Origin of the sequence: Cellulosimicrobium sp. RS, assembly GCF_046159675.1 — a bacterium.
GTDB lineage: Bacteria > Actinomycetota > Actinomycetes > Actinomycetales > Cellulomonadaceae > Cellulosimicrobium > Cellulosimicrobium funkei.
The window spans coordinates 91,298-107,695 of sequence record NZ_JBJXVU010000013.1 but is presented as its reverse complement, the minus strand read 5'-3'; the positions used below and the strand labels follow the sequence as shown (position 1 = coordinate 107,695).

General features: G+C 74.9%; 17 protein-coding genes. 4 read left to right on the top strand and 13 right to left on the bottom strand.

The features are described 5' to 3' along the window. Window positions 1-24 precede the first annotated feature (24 nt). Both ACI769_RS18250 and glmS read right to left on the bottom strand, forming a co-directional pair. A complete protein-coding gene (locus tag ACI769_RS18250; protein WP_021482029.1) occupies window positions 25-375 on the bottom strand; it encodes a holo-ACP synthase in 351 nt (116 codons plus the stop codon). Between the two features lie 117 nt (window positions 376-492). Then, window positions 493-2,370, bottom strand: coding sequence for a glutamine--fructose-6-phosphate transaminase (isomerizing) (glmS, locus tag ACI769_RS18245; RefSeq protein ID WP_043658486.1), 1,878 nt, complete (start codon window positions 2,368-2,370; stop codon window positions 493-495). A 189-nt stretch (window positions 2,371-2,559) separates the two neighbouring features. On the opposite strand from glmS, the gene ACI769_RS18240 reads away from it, so the two are divergent. Further along, on the top strand, window positions 2,560-3,456 hold the full coding sequence (locus ACI769_RS18240) for a DUF72 domain-containing protein (RefSeq protein WP_409142055.1): 897 nt from the start codon (window positions 2,560-2,562) through the stop codon (window positions 3,454-3,456). An 82-nt stretch (window positions 3,457-3,538) separates the two neighbouring features. Further along, window positions 3,539-4,528, top strand: a complete 990-nt coding sequence (coaA, locus tag ACI769_RS18235) for a type I pantothenate kinase (protein WP_044144243.1) — start codon at window positions 3,539-3,541, stop codon at window positions 4,526-4,528. Between the two features lie 29 nt (window positions 4,529-4,557). On the opposite strand, the gene ACI769_RS18230 is transcribed toward coaA, so the two are convergent. The 8 genes from ACI769_RS18230 to ACI769_RS18195 all read right to left on the bottom strand — a co-directional run bounded on the left by ACI769_RS18230 (window position 4,558) and on the right by ACI769_RS18195 (window position 12,411). Further along, entirely contained in the window at window positions 4,558-5,439 is an 882-nt protein-coding gene (locus ACI769_RS18230; protein WP_409142054.1) for a VTT domain-containing protein, read from the bottom strand. Window positions 5,440-5,704: 265 nt separating this feature from the next. Beyond that, a complete protein-coding gene (locus tag ACI769_RS18225; protein ID WP_340697565.1) occupies window positions 5,705-6,304 on the bottom strand; it encodes a peptide deformylase in 600 nt (199 codons plus the stop codon). Window positions 6,305-6,345: 41 nt separating this feature from the next. Beyond that, window positions 6,346-7,707: a phosphoglucosamine mutase gene (glmM, locus tag ACI769_RS18220; RefSeq protein ID WP_043658749.1), complete on the bottom strand. Its 1,362-nt coding sequence runs from the start codon at window positions 7,705-7,707 to the stop codon at window positions 6,346-6,348. Window positions 7,708-7,856: 149 nt separating this feature from the next. Beyond that, on the bottom strand, window positions 7,857-8,345 hold the full coding sequence (gene rpsI / locus ACI769_RS18215) for a 30S ribosomal protein S9 (protein ID WP_021479846.1): 489 nt from the start codon (window positions 8,343-8,345) through the stop codon (window positions 7,857-7,859). 45 nt (window positions 8,346-8,390) lie between these two features. Further along, the gene (gene rplM / locus ACI769_RS18210; RefSeq protein ID WP_021479847.1) at window positions 8,391-8,834 is read right to left on the bottom strand and encodes a 50S ribosomal protein L13; all 444 of its coding nucleotides are present in this window, start codon (window positions 8,832-8,834) and stop codon (window positions 8,391-8,393) included. Window positions 8,835-9,004: 170 nt separating this feature from the next. Beyond that, the gene (locus tag ACI769_RS18205; protein WP_137280105.1) at window positions 9,005-9,925 is read right to left on the bottom strand and encodes a rhodanese-related sulfurtransferase; all 921 of its coding nucleotides are present in this window, start codon (window positions 9,923-9,925) and stop codon (window positions 9,005-9,007) included. Window positions 9,926-9,945: 20 nt separating this feature from the next. Then, entirely contained in the window at window positions 9,946-11,640 is a 1,695-nt protein-coding gene (locus ACI769_RS18200) for an ABC-F family ATP-binding cassette domain-containing protein (RefSeq protein ID WP_409142053.1), read from the bottom strand. Between the two features lie 141 nt (window positions 11,641-11,781). Next, window positions 11,782-12,411: a DUF937 domain-containing protein gene (locus ACI769_RS18195; protein ID WP_409142052.1), complete on the bottom strand. Its 630-nt coding sequence runs from the start codon at window positions 12,409-12,411 to the stop codon at window positions 11,782-11,784. Between the two features lie 142 nt (window positions 12,412-12,553). Here ACI769_RS18195 and ACI769_RS18190 point away from each other — a divergent pair, with 142 nt between their 5' ends. Next, window positions 12,554-12,955 carry a DUF5709 domain-containing protein gene (locus ACI769_RS18190; protein WP_034654904.1) on the top strand — a complete coding sequence of 134 codons (402 nt, stop codon included), beginning with the start codon at window positions 12,554-12,556 and terminating at the stop codon, window positions 12,953-12,955. Between the two features lie 57 nt (window positions 12,956-13,012). On the opposite strand, the gene truA is transcribed toward ACI769_RS18190, so the two are convergent. Beyond that, window positions 13,013-13,906, bottom strand: a complete 894-nt coding sequence (gene truA, locus ACI769_RS18185) for a tRNA pseudouridine(38-40) synthase TruA (protein WP_409142056.1) — start codon at window positions 13,904-13,906, stop codon at window positions 13,013-13,015. Window positions 13,907-14,022: 116 nt separating this feature from the next. Here truA and ACI769_RS18180 point away from each other — a divergent pair, with 116 nt between their 5' ends. Beyond that, window positions 14,023-14,793 (top strand): ROK family protein, encoded by a 771-nt coding sequence (locus ACI769_RS18180; protein ID WP_034654905.1) that lies wholly within the window; start codon window positions 14,023-14,025, stop codon window positions 14,791-14,793. 4 nt (window positions 14,794-14,797) lie between these two features. On the opposite strand, the gene ACI769_RS18175 is transcribed toward ACI769_RS18180, so the two are convergent. After that, window positions 14,798-15,685: an alpha/beta fold hydrolase gene (locus ACI769_RS18175; protein WP_409142051.1), complete on the bottom strand. Its 888-nt coding sequence runs from the start codon at window positions 15,683-15,685 to the stop codon at window positions 14,798-14,800. Window positions 15,686-15,839: 154 nt separating this feature from the next. After that, window positions 15,840-16,397: a 50S ribosomal protein L17 gene (gene rplQ / locus ACI769_RS18170; RefSeq protein ID WP_021479761.1), complete on the bottom strand. Its 558-nt coding sequence runs from the start codon at window positions 16,395-16,397 to the stop codon at window positions 15,840-15,842. Window position 16,398 lies beyond the last annotated feature (1 nt).

Genomic DNA, 16,398 nt, shown 5'->3' with positions numbered 1-16,398 from the left:
GGGTGGGGGGTGGGGGGTGGGGGGTCAGCCTTCCGCGACGACCATCGCCGAGGCGATGCCGGCGTCGTGCGAGATGCTCAGGTGCCAGGCCGTGATGCCGAGCGCGTCCGCCCGGGCCGCGACCGTGCCCGTGATCTCGACCTCCGGCGGGCCGCCGACGACGCGGTGCACCGTCGCGTCGTGCCAACGCATGCCCGCGGGGGCGCCCAGCGCCTTGGCGATGGCTTCCTTCGCGGCGAACCGCGCGGCGAGCGACGCGGGGGGCAGGTCCCGCTCGGCCTCGGTGAACAGCTTCTCGCGGAGCCGGGGCGTGCGCTCCAGGGTCTCCATGAACCGCGCGACGTCCACGACGTCGATCCCCACGCCCTTGATCATGCGCCCACCCTACGGTGGCGACCAGGCCTCCCCGCCTCCACGAGCAGGTGGTCCTGGTTCGTCCGGGAGACCGGACGAACCAGGACCACCTGGTCGACGCAGGGGCGGGGCCGGGGGCTACTCGACCGTGACCGACTTCGCGAGGTTGCGCGGCTGGTCGACGTCGAGGCCCTTCGCCGTCGCGAGCGCCATCGCGAAGATCTGCAGCGGCACGACGGCCAGCAGCGGCGAGAGCAGCGTCGGGGACTCGGGGATCCAGAAGATCTCGTCCGCGTAGGGGCGCACGGCGTCGTCCCCGTCCTCGGCGATGACGAGCGTGCGTGCGCCGCGCGCCCGGATCTCCTGGATGTTCGAGATGACCTTGGAGTGCAGGCCCTCACGGCCCTTCGGCGACGGCACGACGACGAACACCGGCTGGCCCTCGTCGATCAGCGCGATCGGCCCGTGCTTGAGCTCGCCGGCCGCGAAGCCCTCCGCGTGGATGTACGCGAGCTCCTTGAGCTTGAGCGCGCCCTCGAGCGCGACGGGGAACCCGACGTGGCGCCCGAGGAACAGCACGGACGAGGCGTCCTTCATCGACCGCGCGGTCGCGCGCACGTACTCGCCGCGCTCGATGACGGTCTGGATCTTGCGCGGCATCTCGCGCAGGTCCTCGAGGATCGCCGCGATCTCGTCGGGGAACTTGTTCCCGCGCAGCTGCGCAAGGTAGAGGCCCAGGAGGTACGCGGCGGTGATCTGCGAGAGGAACGCCTTCGTCGAGGCGACCGCGATCTCCGGGCCGGCGTGCGTGTAGAGCACGGCGTCGGACTCGCGCGGGATCGTCGACCCGTGCGTGTTGACGATCGAGATGACCTTCGCGCCCTGCTCGCGCGCGTGGCGCACGGCCATGAGCGTGTCCATGGTCTCGCCGGACTGGGTCACGGCGACGACGAGCGTCTTCTCGTCGACGATCGGGTCGCGGTAGCGGAACTCGTGCGCGAGCTCGACCTCGACCGGGATACGGCACCAGTGCTCGATCGCGTACTTCGCGACGTGGCCCGAATAGGCCGCCGTGCCGCACGCGACGACGATGATCTTGTCGACCGAGCGCAGCACGGCCTCGTCGATGCGCAGGTCGTCGAGCACGAGCTTGCCCGACGGGTCGGTGCGGCCGAGCAGGGTGTCGGCGACGGCGTGCGGCTGGTCGTGGATCTCCTTGTCCATGAAGGACGAGAAGCCGCCCTTCTCCGCGGCGGCCGCGTCCCAGTCGACCGTGTAGCGCTTCGCCTCGGCCGGGTTGCCGTCGAAGTCGGTCACCTCGACCGACGTCGGGGTGATCGTGACGATCTGGTCCTGCCCGAGCTCGAGCGCCTCCTTGGTGTGGGAGATGAACGCCGCGACGTCGGACCCGAGGAAGTTCTCGCCCTCGCCCAGCCCGACGACGAGCGGCGAGTCGTGCCGCGCGCCCACGACCGTGTCGGGGGCGTCGGCGTGCACGGCGAGGAGCGTGAAGGTGCCCTCGAGCCGCCGCGCCACCTGCCCCATGGCGAGCGTGAGGTCCTTGGTGTCGCGGTACGCCCGCGCGAGGAGCTGCGCCGCGACCTCGGTGTCGGTCTCGGACCGGAACGTCACGCCCTCGGCGAGGAGCTCGGCCTTGAGGGTCGCGAAGTTCTCGACGATGCCGTTGTGGATCACGGCGAGGCGGTCGTCGTCCGCGAGGTGGGGGTGCGCGTTGGTGTCCGTCGGGCCGCCGTGCGTCGCCCACCGCGTGTGCCCGATCGACGCGGTCGCCGCGGGCAGCGGGTGCGTCTGGATCTCCTGCACGAGGTTCGCGAGCTTGCCGGACTTCTTCGCGAACGCGACGGCGTCGACGCCGGGCGCGACGAGCGCGACCCCGGCCGAGTCGTAGCCGCGGTACTCGAGCCGTCCGAGTCCTTCGAGAGCGACGTCGAGGGGTCGCCCCGAGGCCTCTCCGACCATGGTTCCAGGGCCTACGTAGCCCACGATTCCGCACATGGTGATCGAGTCTAGCCACGGACCCGCGCCGCTTCGGGGCCGCGCGATCCCGCGGTTCTTCGTGAGGTCCGCTGCCTAATCGGGGGCCCCGCGGCGCGCGAGCCGTCCTCGCGCCCGCGGCCTCGTCGTGTCCCGGTCCGTGGCGCGTTCGCCGGGCGTGGGACGCGCGGCACCGCGAGGCTGGTGCTCGTGCCCACCGTCCGGATCGGTCTCTCGGGGTGGCGGTACGCGGACTGGCGCGGACCGTTCTACCCCGCGGGGCTCCCCCAGCGCCGCGAGCTCGAGCACGTCGCCTCGCTCTTCCCCGCCGTCGAGCTCAACGGGTCGTTCTACTCGTTGCAGCGGCCGTCGTCGTTCGTCGCGTGGCGCGACCAGACTCCCGAGGGCTTCACGTTCGCGGTCAAGGGACCGCGCTTCGTCACCCACATGAAGCGGCTGCGGGACGTGCGGACGCCGGTCGCCAACTTCCTCGCGAGCGGCGTCCTCGCGCTCGGCAGCAGGCTCGGGCCCGTCCTGTGGCAGCTCCCCGCGCGCACCACCTTCGACCACGACCTGCTCGACGCGTTCCTCACGCTCCTGCCGCGCACCACCGGCGAGGCGGCGCGGCTCGCGCACGAGCACGACGACCGCCTGCGCGCGCCCGCCTGGACGGAGACCGACGCGGACCGCCCGCTCGTGCACGCGCTCGAGCCGCGGCACGCGTCGTTCGCCACGCCGGAGGCGCTCGACCTCCTGCGCCGGCACGGGGTGGCGTTCGCCGTGTCGGACGGCGCGGGCCGGTGGCCGCTCGTCGAGGCGGTCACGAGCCCGCTCGTGTACGTGCGCCTGCACGGGGACCAGGAGCTCTACCGCAGCGGCTACCGGCCGCACGTGCTCGACGCGTGGGCCGAGCGCGTGCGCGCCTGGCACGCCGCGGGCCACGACGTCGAGGTCTACTTCGACAACGACGTGGACGCCCACGCCCCGGCCGACGCGCTCGCCCTCATGGCCCGCCTGCCCGACCTCGCGCTCCCCGGCCCGGGGGCCGCCGTCGAGCCGGCACCGCGCCGTCGTCGGGCCGCGCTCGGGGCCGACGACGCCCGCTGAGGCGACCCCCGGAAGGCAGCCCCGTGGTGCCCGGGGCCGCCCCGTGCACCGGCACGGGCGCGCATCCGGCAGAATCGGGCGGGTGTCCTCACCCGCCGACGACCCGTCCGACCTCCTGCGGGCCCACCTGGCCGCGCCGTCGTCCTCGCCGTACGTCGATCTCGACCGGGCCGTGTGGAGCCGGCTGTCGGAGTCGACGCCGCTGCCGCTGACCGACGACGACGTCGCGCGCCTGCGCGGCCTCGGTGACCCGATCGACCTCGCCGAGGTCGACGCCGTCTACCGGCCGCTCTCGCGCCTGCTCAACCTCTACGTCACCGCGACGTCCGGCCTGCACGAGGCGACGTCGACGTTCCTGCGCGAGGAGACCGGCAACACGCCGTACGTCATCGGCGTGGCCGGCTCCGTGGCCGTCGGGAAGTCGACGACGGCGCGCGTGCTGCGCGAGATGCTGGCCCGCTGGCCGGAGACGCCGCGCGTCGAGCTCATCACGACCGACGGCTTCCTCTACCCCAACGCGGAGCTCGCGCGCCGCGGCCTCATGGACCGCAAGGGCTTCCCGGAGTCCTACGACCGTCGCGCGCTCATCCGGTTCCTGTCCAAGGTCAAGGCGGGGCACGCCGAGGTGCGGGCCCCCGTCTACGACCACCTCACGTACGACATCGTGCCGGGGGCCGAGGCCGTCGTCCGCAAGCCCGACGTCCTCGTCGTCGAGGGCCTCAACGTGCTCCAGCCGGCGCGCCCGAGCGCGCACGACGAGTCGACCGTCGCCGTGTCGGACTTCTTCGACTTCTCGATCTACGTGGACGCCCGCACGCGCAACATCCGGCAGTGGTACGTCGACCGGTTCCTCGCGCTGCGCCGCACCGCGTTCGCGCGCCCCGAGTCGTACTTCCGCCGCTACGCCGACCTCACGGACGAGCAGGCGGTGGAGCGAGCGAAGTCGATCTGGGACGCGATCAACGCGCCGAACCTCGAGCAGAACATCCTGCCGACGCGCGGCCGCGCGACCCTCGTCCTCACGAAGGGCTCGGACCACTCGGTCCAGCGCGTCCGCCTGCGCAAGCTCTGAGGCGGCCCGCTCAGCCCACGGGCGGAAGGTCAGGTCGCGCAGGGCGGCGTGCCCGACGACGTCGCCCCCGACGATCCGGGCGGCACCGTCCCGGAGGCGTCCGCCGCGCGCGGACCGGGCAGGGGCTCGCCGGTCGCCGGGCCGGTCGCCGGGCCGGTCACCGTGCGCCCGTCGGCCGTCGCGCCCCCGCCGGGCGAGGTCGCGGCCGGCGTCCCGCCGGTCGTCGGCGCGGTCCCGGCCGGGTCGGTCGCACCCTCCGCGGCCGGCGCCTGCGGCGTCGGCGGCAGCTCGCCGCGCTGGCGCGCCCGCATCATGAGCACGCGGTCGATGACGAACCCGCTCCCGACGCCCAGCACGATGCCCACGACCATCGCGAGCAGCGGCTCGTGGCCCAGCCACCGGGCGGCGACGAGCCCGATGAGCACCGAGTAGACGGCCCACGTCACCGCCGCGACGGCGGAGAACGCCATGAAGCGGCGCCGCGGGTACCCGACGGCGCCGGCCGTCATGTTCACCGCGACGCGGCCCACGGGGATGTAGCGCGCCGCGAGGATGAACGACGCGCCGCGGTGCGCGAGGGCGCGCTCGGCCCACCCCACGGCGCGACGCCCGCGGGGCGTGCGCAGGATGCGCAGGCGCTCCGTGCCGACGGCACGACCGATGGCGAACGCGATCTGGTCCCCGGTCCAGGCGCCCAGTGCCGCGACGAGGAGCACGAGCACGAGGTTGGGCTCGCCGGTCGCGTGCGCGGAGACCGCGAGCGTGATGACGACCGACTCGCTGGGGACCGGCGGGAAGAACCCGTCGATCGTCGCGAAGCCGAACAGGGCGGGATAGATCCACGCGGACGCCGCGAGGGCGAGAATCCAGTGCTCGAGATTCTCCAGGAAGATCGACACGGCGTCGGGCAACGGCGTCCTCGTTCGTCTGCTGGCGGGGAGGCCAGGCGGGCGGTGGCGGCAGGTCGGTCGTCCTGCACCAGGACAAGCCTACGGAGCGCGAGGACGACGACCATCAGGGAGACCCCCGGTTCACCCCTGAGGACCCCGGGCGCGACGGCGCCGCGCCCGTGACGATTCTGCCGTGCCCGCCGCGGCAGTTCGTCATCCCGGCGGACGACTTCCCGCGGCGGGCCCGTACGTCGTGAGGACCAGGGGCCCGCGGACGCCCGGTGGGCTAGCTCCCGGCGCCCGGGAGCCGCGCGACCCCGAGGGTCGAGGACAGCGTGCGCAGGTCGGCGGCGTCGAGGTAGAGCTCGCCCCGCAGGTGGTCCGTCTCGTGCTGGACGATGCGCGCGGGCCACCCGGTCAGCACGTCGTCGAACGGCTCGCCGGCCTCGTCCTGGCCCGTGAGCCGGACGGCGTGGGCGCGCGTCCGCTCGGCCTGCCAACCGTGCACGGAGAGGCAGCCCTCGAAGAACGTGCGGGTCTCCTCGCCGACGACCTCGTAGCGCGGGTTCACGAGCACCCGGTACTCCAGGGGGCTCCGCTCCCGGTCGTCGCCGACGTCCGGTGCACCCGGGTCCTCGACCACGGCCACCGCGAGGCCGATGCCGACCTGCGGCGCGGCGAGCCCCACGCCGGGCGCCGCGCGCATGGTCGTGCGCATCGCGTCGAGGAAGCGCGGCAGCGCGTCGCCGAGCTGGCCCGCGTACGGCACGGCCGGCGTGCGCAGCACGGGGTGGCCGGCCTGCACGATCGGCAGGACGCCGTCCGGGTACGCGGCGAGGAGCGCGAGCACGTGCTCGCGCAGCGCCTCGTCGACCCCCTGTCGCACGCTCGTGCCCGCCTCGCGTCCCGTCGGCCGTCCGGACGCGGTCACAGGGCGAGCCGCTCGCGCACGACGCCGGCGAGCTGCCCGGCGACCGCGTCGGCCTGCTGCTGCGTCGCCGCCTCGACCATGACCCGGACGAGCGGCTCGGTGCCCGACGGCCGCAGGAGCACCCGCCCCGTCTCGCCCAGCGAGCGCTCCGCACCGGCGACCGCGGCCAGCAGCGCCTCGTCGGTCGACGCGCGCGCCTTGTCCACGCCGGGGACGTTGAGGAGGGTCTGCGGGAGCCGCTGCACGACGCCCGCGAGGTCCGCGAGCTTCTGGCCCGTCGCGCGGACGCGCGCCGCGAGCTGGAGGGCCGTGAGCACGCCGTCGCCCGTCGTCGCGTAGCGCGACATGACGATGTGGCCCGACTGCTCGCCGCCCAGGCCGTAGCCGTGGGCGCGCATCTCCTCGAGCACGTACCGGTCGCCGACCGCCGTCTGGACGGTGCTGATCCCCGCCGCGCGCATCGCGAGCAGCAGCCCGAGGTTGCTCATGACCGTCACGACGAGCGTGTCGTGCGGGAGCGCGCCCTCGTCCTTGAGCGCGAGGGCGAGGACGCCCATGATCTGGTCGCCGTCGACGACGGTGCCCCCGTGGTCGACCGCGATGCAGCGGTCCGCGTCGCCGTCGAACGCGACGCCGAAGTCGGCCTCGGACGCGACGACGACGGCCTGGAGCTGCTCCGGGTGGTTCGAGCCGCACGCCGCGTTGATGTTGCGGCCGTCGGGGCTCGCGTTGATGACGACGACGTCCGCGCCGGCCGCACGCAGCGCCGCGGGCCCGACGTCGCTCGCCGCGCCGTTCGCGCAGTCGACCGCGATCCGCAGGCCGGCCAGCGGCTTGTGGTCCTCGTCGGCGCCGATGCTCGACATGAGGTGCTCGACGTACGCGCCGCCCGCGCGGCCCGAGTCCGGGGAGATGCGGCCGACGACGCCGTGCGTCGGGCGCTCCCACTCCTGGCCCAGCAGGCTCTCGATGCGGTCCTCGACCGCGTCGTCGAGCTTCACGCCGCCGCGCGCGAGGAACTTGATCCCGTTGTCCTGCATGGGGTTGTGCGACGCCGAGATGACGACGCCGAAGTCGACGTCCATGGTGCTCGTCAGGTAGGCGACCGCCGGGGTCGGCAGGACTCCGACGTCCTTCACGTCGACGCCCGCGCTCGCGAGCCCCGCGATGAGTGCCGCGCCGAGAAACTCCCCGGACACGCGCGTGTCGCGCCCGACGACCGCGCGCGGGCGGTGCCCCTCCTCCTGACCGCTCGCGAGCACACGGGCCGCGGCGACGCCGAGGTCCAGCGCGAGCTCCGCCGTCACGTTGCCGTTCGCGAGACCGCGCACCCCGTCGGTGCCGAAAAGCCGTCCCATGGAAGTCCTTCCCCTCGTACCGGCCGTACGCCGACCGTACGACCGTCAGCCGCTGCCCGCCGTCGACGGGTCTTGGTCACCGCTCCTCACAAACGCCGTCGGCCCCGGTGGACCAGGTCCACCGGGGCCGACGAGCGCACAGCGCAGGATCAGCGCTTGGAGTACTGCGGTGCCTTGCGGGCCTTCTTGAGACCGGCCTTCTTGCGCTCGACGACGCGGGCGTCGCGAGTGAGGAAGCCGGCCTTCTTCAGCGCGGGGCGGTTGTGCTCGGCGTCGATCGCGTTGAGCGCGCGCGCGATCGCCAGGCGCAGCGCGCCGGCCTGGCCCGAGGAGCCGCCGCCCGTGATGCGGGCGACGACGTCGAAGCGACCCTCGACGTCGACCAGCTTCAGCGGGGAGTTGACGAGCTGCTGGTGGACCTTGTTCGGGAAGTAGTCCTCGAGCGTGCGCCCGTTGACCTTCCAGGTGCCGGTGCCGGGGACGAGGCGCACGCGCGCCACGGCCTCCTTGCGGCGGCCCAGGGCCTGGCCGGGGGCGGTGATGCTCTGGCCGCGGCCCGTGGGGGCGGCGGACTCGGAGGTGTAGGTGCTGGGCGTCTCGTCGCCCAGGGTGTCGGTGTCGACGGTGGTCTCGGCCACGGGTGGTGTCCTCGCGTCTCTCTGTGCGCTACGCCTGGGCGGCGATTACTGCGCGACCTGGGTGATCTCGAACGGCTTCGGCTGCTGAGCGGCGTGCGGGTGCTCGGCACCCGCGTAGACCTTCAGCTTGCCGAACTGGGCGCGACCGAGGGTCGTCTTGGGGAGCATGCCCCGGACGGCCTTCTCGACGGCACGCTCGGGGTGCTTGTCGAGCAGGTCGCCGTAGGCGACGGCACGCAGACCACCCGGGTAACCGGAGTGGTTGTAGGCCATCTTCTGCTCGCGCTTGTTGCCGCTCAGGGCGACCTTGCCGGCGTTGATGACGATGACGAAGTCACCGCCGTCGACGTGCGGAGCGAAGGTCGGCTTGTGCTTGCCGCGCAGCAGGGTGGCCACGTGGGTGGCCAGGCGGCCCAGGACGACGTCGGTCGCGTCGATGACGTACCAGTCGCGCTGGACGTCGCCGGGCTTCGGGGTGTACGTACGCACGGTCGTAGCCTTCGTTTCTGTCTCAGGATGTCTTCTTCGACCGCTGAAGCGTGCGGCCGAGAGGGCAGGTCGTTGCGCGGCGGGCTCGGTCGACACCCGCTCCTTGGCCGGCAGCGAGTGGGCGCGCTAGCGACACGGGTGTCGTGAGATGAGCACAACGACTCACCAGACTACCCGCGAGGCAGGCCGCCGGTCAAAGCGGCCGGGCGCTCCCGGACGCACGTCTCGCAGCGCGTCGAGCGGGCCTCGTGGACGCAGCCGGGGCAGTACAGGCGCAGGGTGCGGCAGCTCGGGTCGGCGCAGTTCTCGTACTTCGCCGTCGGCGCCCCGCACGCCGTGCACGCGCCGAGCGGCGTCGAGCCCGGGCCGAGCTCGACGTGCATGCGCTCGTCGAACACGTAGAGCGACCCCTCCCACAGCCCCTGCGAGCCGAACACCTCGCCGTAGCGCACGACGCCGCCGTCGAGCTGGTAGACCTCCTCGAACCCGCGGGCGCGCAGCAGCGCCGACAGCACCTCGCACCGCACGCCCCCCGTGCAGTACGTGACGACGGGTCGGCCCTTGAGGTCGTCGTAGCGGCCCGAGTCGATCTCGGCGACGAAGTCCCTCGTGGTCGCGACGTCGGGCACGACGGCCCCGCGGAAGCGGCCGATCGCCGCCTCGAACGCGTTGCGGCCGTCGAGCATCACGACGTCGTCGCCGCGCTCCTCGACGAGGTCGTGCAGGGCCTGCGGGCTCAGCCGCTCCCCGCCGCCGACGACGCCGCGCTCGTCGACCCGGACCTCGTCCGGCACGCCGAACGCGACGAGCTCGGGGCGCACCTTGACGGACAGGCGCGGGAAGTCGCGGCCCGTGCCGTCGGACCACTTGACGTCGACGCCCTCGAAGCCCGGGTACCGGCGGGTGGTCTTCACGTACTGCTTGAGGTCCTCGACCGTCCCGCCGAGGGTCGCGTTGATCCCGTGCTCCGACACGATCACGCGACCCGTGAGGTGCCACCGCTCCCCCAGCGCCTGCTGCCAGAGCTGCACGGCACGCGGGTCCGGCAGCGGCGTGAAGGCGTAGAAGAGCACGATCTTGTGGACGGCCATGCCCACCAGGATAGGGAGGGCTAGCGCGCCCGACGGACGCGCTCGACGTCCCAGACCGGCTCCGGCGCCTCGACGACCTCGCCGTCCTCGCGGAACACGAGGAACCGGTCGAATCCGCGCGCGAACCACCGGTCGTGCGTCACCGCGAGCACGGTGCCCTGGAAGGCCGCGAGCCCCGCCTCGAGCGCCTCCGCCGAGTGCAGGTCGAGGTTGTCCGTCGGCTCGTCGAGCAGGAGGAGCGTCGCGCCGTCGAGCTCGAGGAGCAGGATCTGGAAGCGCGCCTGCTGGCCACCGGAGAGCGTCTCGAAGCGCTGCTCGGCCTGGCCCACGAGCTCGTACCGGTCGAGCGCCCGGCTCGCGCCCTCGCGCCCCATGCCCGCCCGGTGCCCCTCGCCGCGGTGGAGGATCTCCAGCAGCGTGCGCCCGCGCAGCTCCGGGTGGTCGTGGTTCTGCGCGAACCAGCCCGGCCGCACCCGCGACCCGAGCACGGCCCGGCCCGTGTGCGCCACGGGAGCGGGTGCCGCCGGGCCGCCGGCCACGTCGTCGGGCACGGTGCCCGGCTCGGGGTCGCTCCCGCCCGCGGCGAGGAGGCGCAGGAAGTGCGACTTCCCGGAGCCGTTCGAGCCGAGCACCGCGACGCGCTCGCCGAAGAACACCTCGACGTCGAACGGCTTCATGAGCCCCGTGAGCTCGAGCCGCTCGCACGTCACCGCGCGCTTGGCCGTCCGCCCGCCCGTGAGCCGCACGGTCACGTTCTGGTCGCGAGCGACCACCTCGGGGCGCCCCGCCTCCTCGAACTTGCGCAGGCGCGTGCGCGCGGCCTGGTACCGGCTCGCGAGGCCGTCGTTGAACGCGGCCTTCGTCTTGAGCGTCCGCACGAGCTCCTGGAGCTTGGCGTGCTCCTCGTCCCAGCGGCGCGCGAGCTCGGCGAGCCGCTCGCGGCGGTCCGCGCGGGCCTGGGCGTACGTCGCGAAGCCGCCGCCGTGCACCCACACCGTGCCGCCGCCCGGCGTCGGCTCGAGCGTCGCCACCTGGGTCGCGGTGCGCGACAGCAGCTCGCGGTCGTGGGACACGAAGAGGACCGTCTTGGACGACGCGACGAGCCGCTCCTCGAGCCAGTGCTTCGTCGGCACGTCGAGGTGGTTGTCCGGCTCGTCGAGCAGCAGGACCTCCTCCGGCCCGCGCAGCAGCGCCGTGAGCGCGAGCCGCTTCTGCTCGCCCCCGGACAGCGACCGCACGTCGCGCCACTGCGCCTTCTCGAACGGGACCGACAGCACCTCGTCGGTCACCTCGTCCCACCCGGCCTCGGCGTCGTAGCCGCCCACGTCGGCCCAGTCCACGAGGGCCTGGGCGTAGCGGAGCTGGGCGGGCTCGTCGTCGACCGTCATGATGTCGTGCTCGGCGGCCGCGAGCTCGAGCGCCGCCTCCCGGACGGCGGTCGGCGCGAGCCCGACGAGCAGGTCGCGCACCGTGCGGTCGTCGTCGATGCGGCCCACGTCCTGGCGCATGACCCCGAGCCCGCCGCTGCGCACGACGGCACCGCCGTGCGGGGCGACCTCGCCGGTGACGATGCGCAGCAGCGTCGACTTCCCGACGCCGTTGGGCCCCACGAGCGCGACGCGCGCGCCGTCCGCGACCCGCAGGTCGACGCCGTCGAGCAGGGTGCGCCCGTCGGGCAGGTGATACGTGACGTCGCTGAGGTCGAGGTGTCCCACCCCGTCATGGTCCCCGACGTCGGCCGCGCGGTCACGCGCTTTCCGGACCCCGGCGTCCGGCACCTCGGCCGGGCCGGCGCCACCCGCCGGGTGGCGGGATGGCGGATGGCGGGTGGCGGGACGGCGGGATGGCGGGACGACTCAGCGCCGGCCGCCGCCGAGGAGGCCGCCCAGCCCGCCCAGGAGGTCGCCGAGACCGCCGCCGGAGCCCGACCCGCCGCCCAGGAGCCCGCCGAGGACGTCGCCCAGGCCGCCCCCGCCGGTCTGCGAGGTGCCCGGCCGCTCGCCCGCGCCCGTCCCCGCCGCGGTGCCGCCCGAAGTGCCGCCCGCCGTGCCGCCCGAGGTGCCGGTCGTGGCGCCGCCCGACGACCCGGCGCCGCCGAGCTGCTTCGCGAGGAAGGCCAGCGCGATCGGCGCGAGCGCGGGCAGCACCTTCGCGAGCAGGTCCTTGCCGGTGCCCGTCGACTGGGCGAGCTGCGCGACGACCGCCTGCTCGTTCTGCCCGAACACGTGCCCGACGATCTTGCGGCCGTCGTCGGTGTCGACGTCGTCGAGGTCGACGCCGCCCTCCACGAGCGCCGGGTCGTGCTGCGCGAGGGCCTCGCCGAGCGACGCCGCGCCCGCCGGGTCCTGCGCGTTGGCGCGCAGCCCGCCCAGCAGCGCGGGCAGCGCCGCGCCCACCGCGCGCTGCGCCGTCGCCTCATCGACGCCGAGCCGACCGGCGAGCTGGTCGAGCGGGACGGTGGACAGGATGTCGTCGATGCCGGCCATGGGGTCGTCCTCCGGTTCAGGGGTGCTCCAGCGGGTGCGCACCGGGGCGCGGTGCGGCCCCACCGTAGTCCCGGCCGGGCGTCCTCGCAGGCACTCGCGTCCGGGGCTGCGTCCGGCCCTGCGAGGTGCCAGGGTGGGACGCATGAGCGAAGACACCACCGCCACGAGCCCCGACCCGGAGACGGGCGCCGAGGGCGACACCGACCAGCTCCAGCCCGAGGAGACGCTCCTCGACCGCGGCGTGGACGACGTGCTCGACGAGGGCTACTCCCCGCCCGAGCGCCCCCGCTCGAACCACTTCGGCGAGACGCCGTGGGAAGAGGTGCACGGCGAGACGCTCGACCAGCGCCTGGCCGAGGAGGAGCCGGAGGAGTGGGAGCGCGACCCGTCCGAGCGTCCCGACGAGACCCGCGCGGGCCGCCTCGTCGCGGACCCCGACGCCCTCGACGGGCGCCAGAACGACACGTACGCCGACGACGAGGGGATCTCCGGGGGCGCCGCGGGCGCCGAGGAGGCCGCCGTCCACGTCGTCGAGGAGCCCTGAGAAGCCCCGAGGAAGCCCCGAGGAAGCCCTGAGGGCGAGCGCCCGCCCGCGGCCGGCTCAGGCCGGCTCGCGGGGCGGCGCGTCCTCCCAGACGTCCTCCTCGTTCCGCACGGCGCGGATGCGGTCGGCACGCGCCGCGAGCTCCGCGTCGGGCGGGTAGGTGACCTCCTCGAGCACGAGCCCGTGCGCCGGCACGACGCCCGCCCCCGCGTCCCGGCGCCGGCTCGCGAGGAGCTCCGCGGGCCACCCGACGTCGCGGCGCCCCTCCCCCACGGCGAGCGACGCGCCGACGAGCGCGCGCACCATGTTGTGGCAGAACGCGTCCGCGCGGACGTGCGCGACCACGAGCCCCGCGTCGGGCCCGTCCGTCGGGCGCGACCACGACAGGTGCTGCAGCTCCCGGATCGTCGTGGCGCCGGGTCGCGGCTTGCAGAACGCCGCGAAGTCCCGCACCCCGAGCAGGGGCCGCACGGCGGCGTCCATCGCCGCGACGTCGAGCGGCCGCCGGTTCCACAGCACCCACTCCCGGCGCAGCGGGTCGCGCTGCGCCGGGTCGTCCGCGATGCGGTAGGTGTACGCGCGGTGCAGCGCGGAGAAGCGGGCGTCGAACCCGGCCGGCGCCTGCGCCGCACGGTGCACGACGACGTCCCCCGGCAGCACGCCGCCCAGCCGCGCGACGAGCGCGTCCCCCGGCGCGCGGTCGGACCGGCCGGGCAGCGCCTCCCACTGCGCCCGCGCGAGGTCGACGTGCGCGACCTGCCCCCGCGCGTGCACGCCCGCGTCCGTGCGCCCCGCCACCGTGAGCCGCGGCGCCGCGCCCCGCAGGATCGTCGCAAGACCGTCCTCGAGCGTGCCCTGCACCGTGCGCAGCGTCGGCTGCCGGGCCCAACCGGCGAACGCCGTCCCCTGGTAGGCGAGGTCCAGGCGCACGCGCACGACGTCGTCCGGCACGTCGGGTCGCGGGGCGTCGGGGTCCGGGAGGGCGGGGGGCGGGACGGCGGTCACGGGAGTTCACCGTAGTCGCCCGCCCGTGCGCCGCGCGCGCCGCCGTGCCTACGCTGCCGCCCATGACCGGCGACCCGCACGACGTCCGCACCCTCGCCGTCGACTGCGGCGGGGGCGGCATCAAGGCGAACGTGCTCGACGCGTCGGGCACCGCGCACGCCGCGGCGGTGCGCGTCCCCACGCCCTACCCCCTCCCGCCCGACCTCCTCGTCGAGACGGTCGCGGGCATCGCGGCCACGCTGCCTCCCGCCGACCGCGTCACGGTGGGCATGCCCGGGATGATCCGGCGCGGCGTCGTCGTGCACACGCCCCACTACGTGACGCGCAGCGGTCCCCGGTCGCGCGTGGACCCCGCGCTCGTCGAGGCCTGGACGAGCTTCGACGTCCGCGCGGCCGTCGAGCGCCGGCTCGGCGTCCCGGCGCTCGTGCTCAACGACGCCGAGGTGCACGGCGCGGGCGTCGTCGCGGCGTCCGGCCTCGAGCTGGTGCTGACGCTGGGGACGGGGCTCGGCTCGGCGCTGTTCCACGGAGGCCGGCTCGCGCCGCACCTCGAGTGGTCGCGCGCCCCGGTGCGGCGCGGCACCACGTACGACGAGTACGTCGGCGAGCCCGAGCGCCGCCGCCTCGGCGACGGGCTCTGGTCGCGCCGGGTCCTCGCGGTCGTCGAGGGGCTGCGGCCCGTGTTCTGGTGGGACCGCCTCTACCTGGGCGGCGGCAACTCGCGCCGGATCACCCCGAGCGTCCTCGACCGGCTCGGCGACGACGTCGTCGTGGTGCCGAACTCGGCGGCCCTCGTCGGGGGCGCCCGCGCGTGGGACCTCCCGCCGGCCTGACGCCTCAGCGACCGGCCGTGCCGCGGTCCGGCTCTCCGTCCGCGGTGCGCTGCCTGGGCGCGGCCGCGGCGGGCTCGAGAAGGCCCGGCAGCGCGCCCTCGTCCCCGCCTCCCGGAGGCACGCCCGCGGCGAGCGCGCCGTGCGCGTCGAGCAGGACGCGGTTGAACGCCACGGGCGCGTCCAGGCTCACCAGGTGCCGCGCGCCCGGGACGACGACGAGCCGGGCCGGGGCCCCGCCCGCGCGCGCCGCGGCGAGGAACCCGCGCTCCCCGAGCCGGAAGTGGTCCCAGCGCCCGTTGACGAGCCAGACCGGCGAGTCCGCCGCCGCGAGGGCCCGGACCGGGTCGACCGACCCCACCTCGCGCAGGATCGCGCTCATGACGTCGAGGGCGAACCCGCCGGCCGCGAGGTCGACGGCGGCCTGGGCCGTCATCGCCCGGTCGACGAGCGCCTGGTTCAGCCCGGCTCCCCCGTCCGGGAGCCGCTCGATGCCGCGCGCGAGGACGAGCCAGCCGCCGCGCAGGCGCGTCGACGGCGGCGTCGAGCACGCGGCGGCGACGAGCCCCACGACGCGCTCGGGGTGCAGCGCGCGCGTCTCGATCGCCACGTAGCCCCCGAGCGACAGCCCGACGACGAGCGCGCGGCCGCCGACCGCGTCGATCCCGGCCGCGACCGCCTCGACCGCGCCGTCGAGCGTGAACGCCTCGCCGCGCCGCACCCCGTGGCCCGGCAGGTCGATCGCGACGGCCCGCATGCCGGCGCGACCCAGCGCCGCGAGCTGGTCGCGCCACATCGAGCGCGAGGTGCGCGACCCGTGCACGAGGACGATGGGCGGCCACGTCCCGGCCCCGGTCCCGGTCCCGGTCCCGGGCGACGCGTCGGTGGAGGTCACGTCTCGACCGTAGGCCCTGCTCCACGCGAGATCGACCGGGGGAACACGACAGGGCCGGAGGCTCGCCAGAGCCGGGGACGCCGCAGGGCCCGGGACCGTACGGTCCCGGGCCCTGCGCGACGAGCCCCGGAGGGCTCGGGCGGGAAGAGGAGGCTCAGGCCTCCTTCTTCTCCTCCGTGGCGTCCTCGACGGGCGCGTCCTGGACGTCCTCGGCGGGAGCGTCCTCGACGGCGGCGTCCTCGACGGGCGCGTCCTCGACCTTGTCGGCCTTCTTGGACGGCTTGTCGGCCTTCTTCTTGCTCGCCTTCTCGGCAGCCTTCTCCGCCTCGCGGACGACGGCCTGCTTCGGGCTGACGGGCTCGGTCACGAGCTCGATCACCGCGAGGGGCGCGTTGTCGCCCTTGCGCGTGCCGACCTTCGTGATGCGCGTGTAGCCGCCCTCACGCTCCGCCATCTGCGGGGCGATCTCGGTGAACAGCGTGTGCACCACGGACTTGTCGCGGACGACGCGCAGGACGCGACGGCGCGCGTGCAGGTCGCCGCGCTTGGCGAACGTGATGAGGCGCTCGGCCACCGGGCGCAGGCGCTTCGCCTTGGTCTCGGTGGTCGTGATGCGGCCGTGCTCGAAGAGCTGGGTGGACAGGTTCGCGAGCATCAGGCGCTCGTGAGCCGGTCCGCTGCCGAGCCGGGGGCCCTTGGCGGGGGTAGGCATG

What these genes read in the sequence shown, in the direction of transcription:
- glmM (WP_043658749.1), bottom strand. Translation starts at nt 7,707, where the DNA reads ATGGGACGGCTTTTCGGCACCGACGGGGTGCGCGGTCTCGCGAACGGC.
- ACI769_RS18190 (WP_034654904.1), top strand. Translation starts at nt 12,554, where the DNA reads ATGAGCGAAGACACCACCGCCACGAGCCCCGACCCGGAGACGGGCGCC.
- ACI769_RS18180 (WP_034654905.1), top strand. Translation starts at nt 14,023, where the DNA reads ATGACCGGCGACCCGCACGACGTCCGCACCCTCGCCGTCGACTGCGGC.
- rplQ (WP_021479761.1), bottom strand. Translation starts at nt 16,397, where the DNA reads ATGCCTACCCCCGCCAAGGGCCCCCGGCTCGGCAGCGGACCGGCTCAC.
- ACI769_RS18195 (WP_409142052.1), bottom strand. Translation starts at nt 12,411, where the DNA reads ATGGCCGGCATCGACGACATCCTGTCCACCGTCCCGCTCGACCAGCTC.
- ACI769_RS18250 (WP_021482029.1), bottom strand. Translation starts at nt 375, where the DNA reads ATGATCAAGGGCGTGGGGATCGACGTCGTGGACGTCGCGCGGTTCATG.
- glmS (WP_043658486.1), bottom strand. Translation starts at nt 2,370, where the DNA reads ATGTGCGGAATCGTGGGCTACGTAGGCCCTGGAACCATGGTCGGAGAG.
- ACI769_RS18205 (WP_137280105.1), bottom strand. Translation starts at nt 9,925, where the DNA reads ATGGCCGTCCACAAGATCGTGCTCTTCTACGCCTTCACGCCGCTGCCG.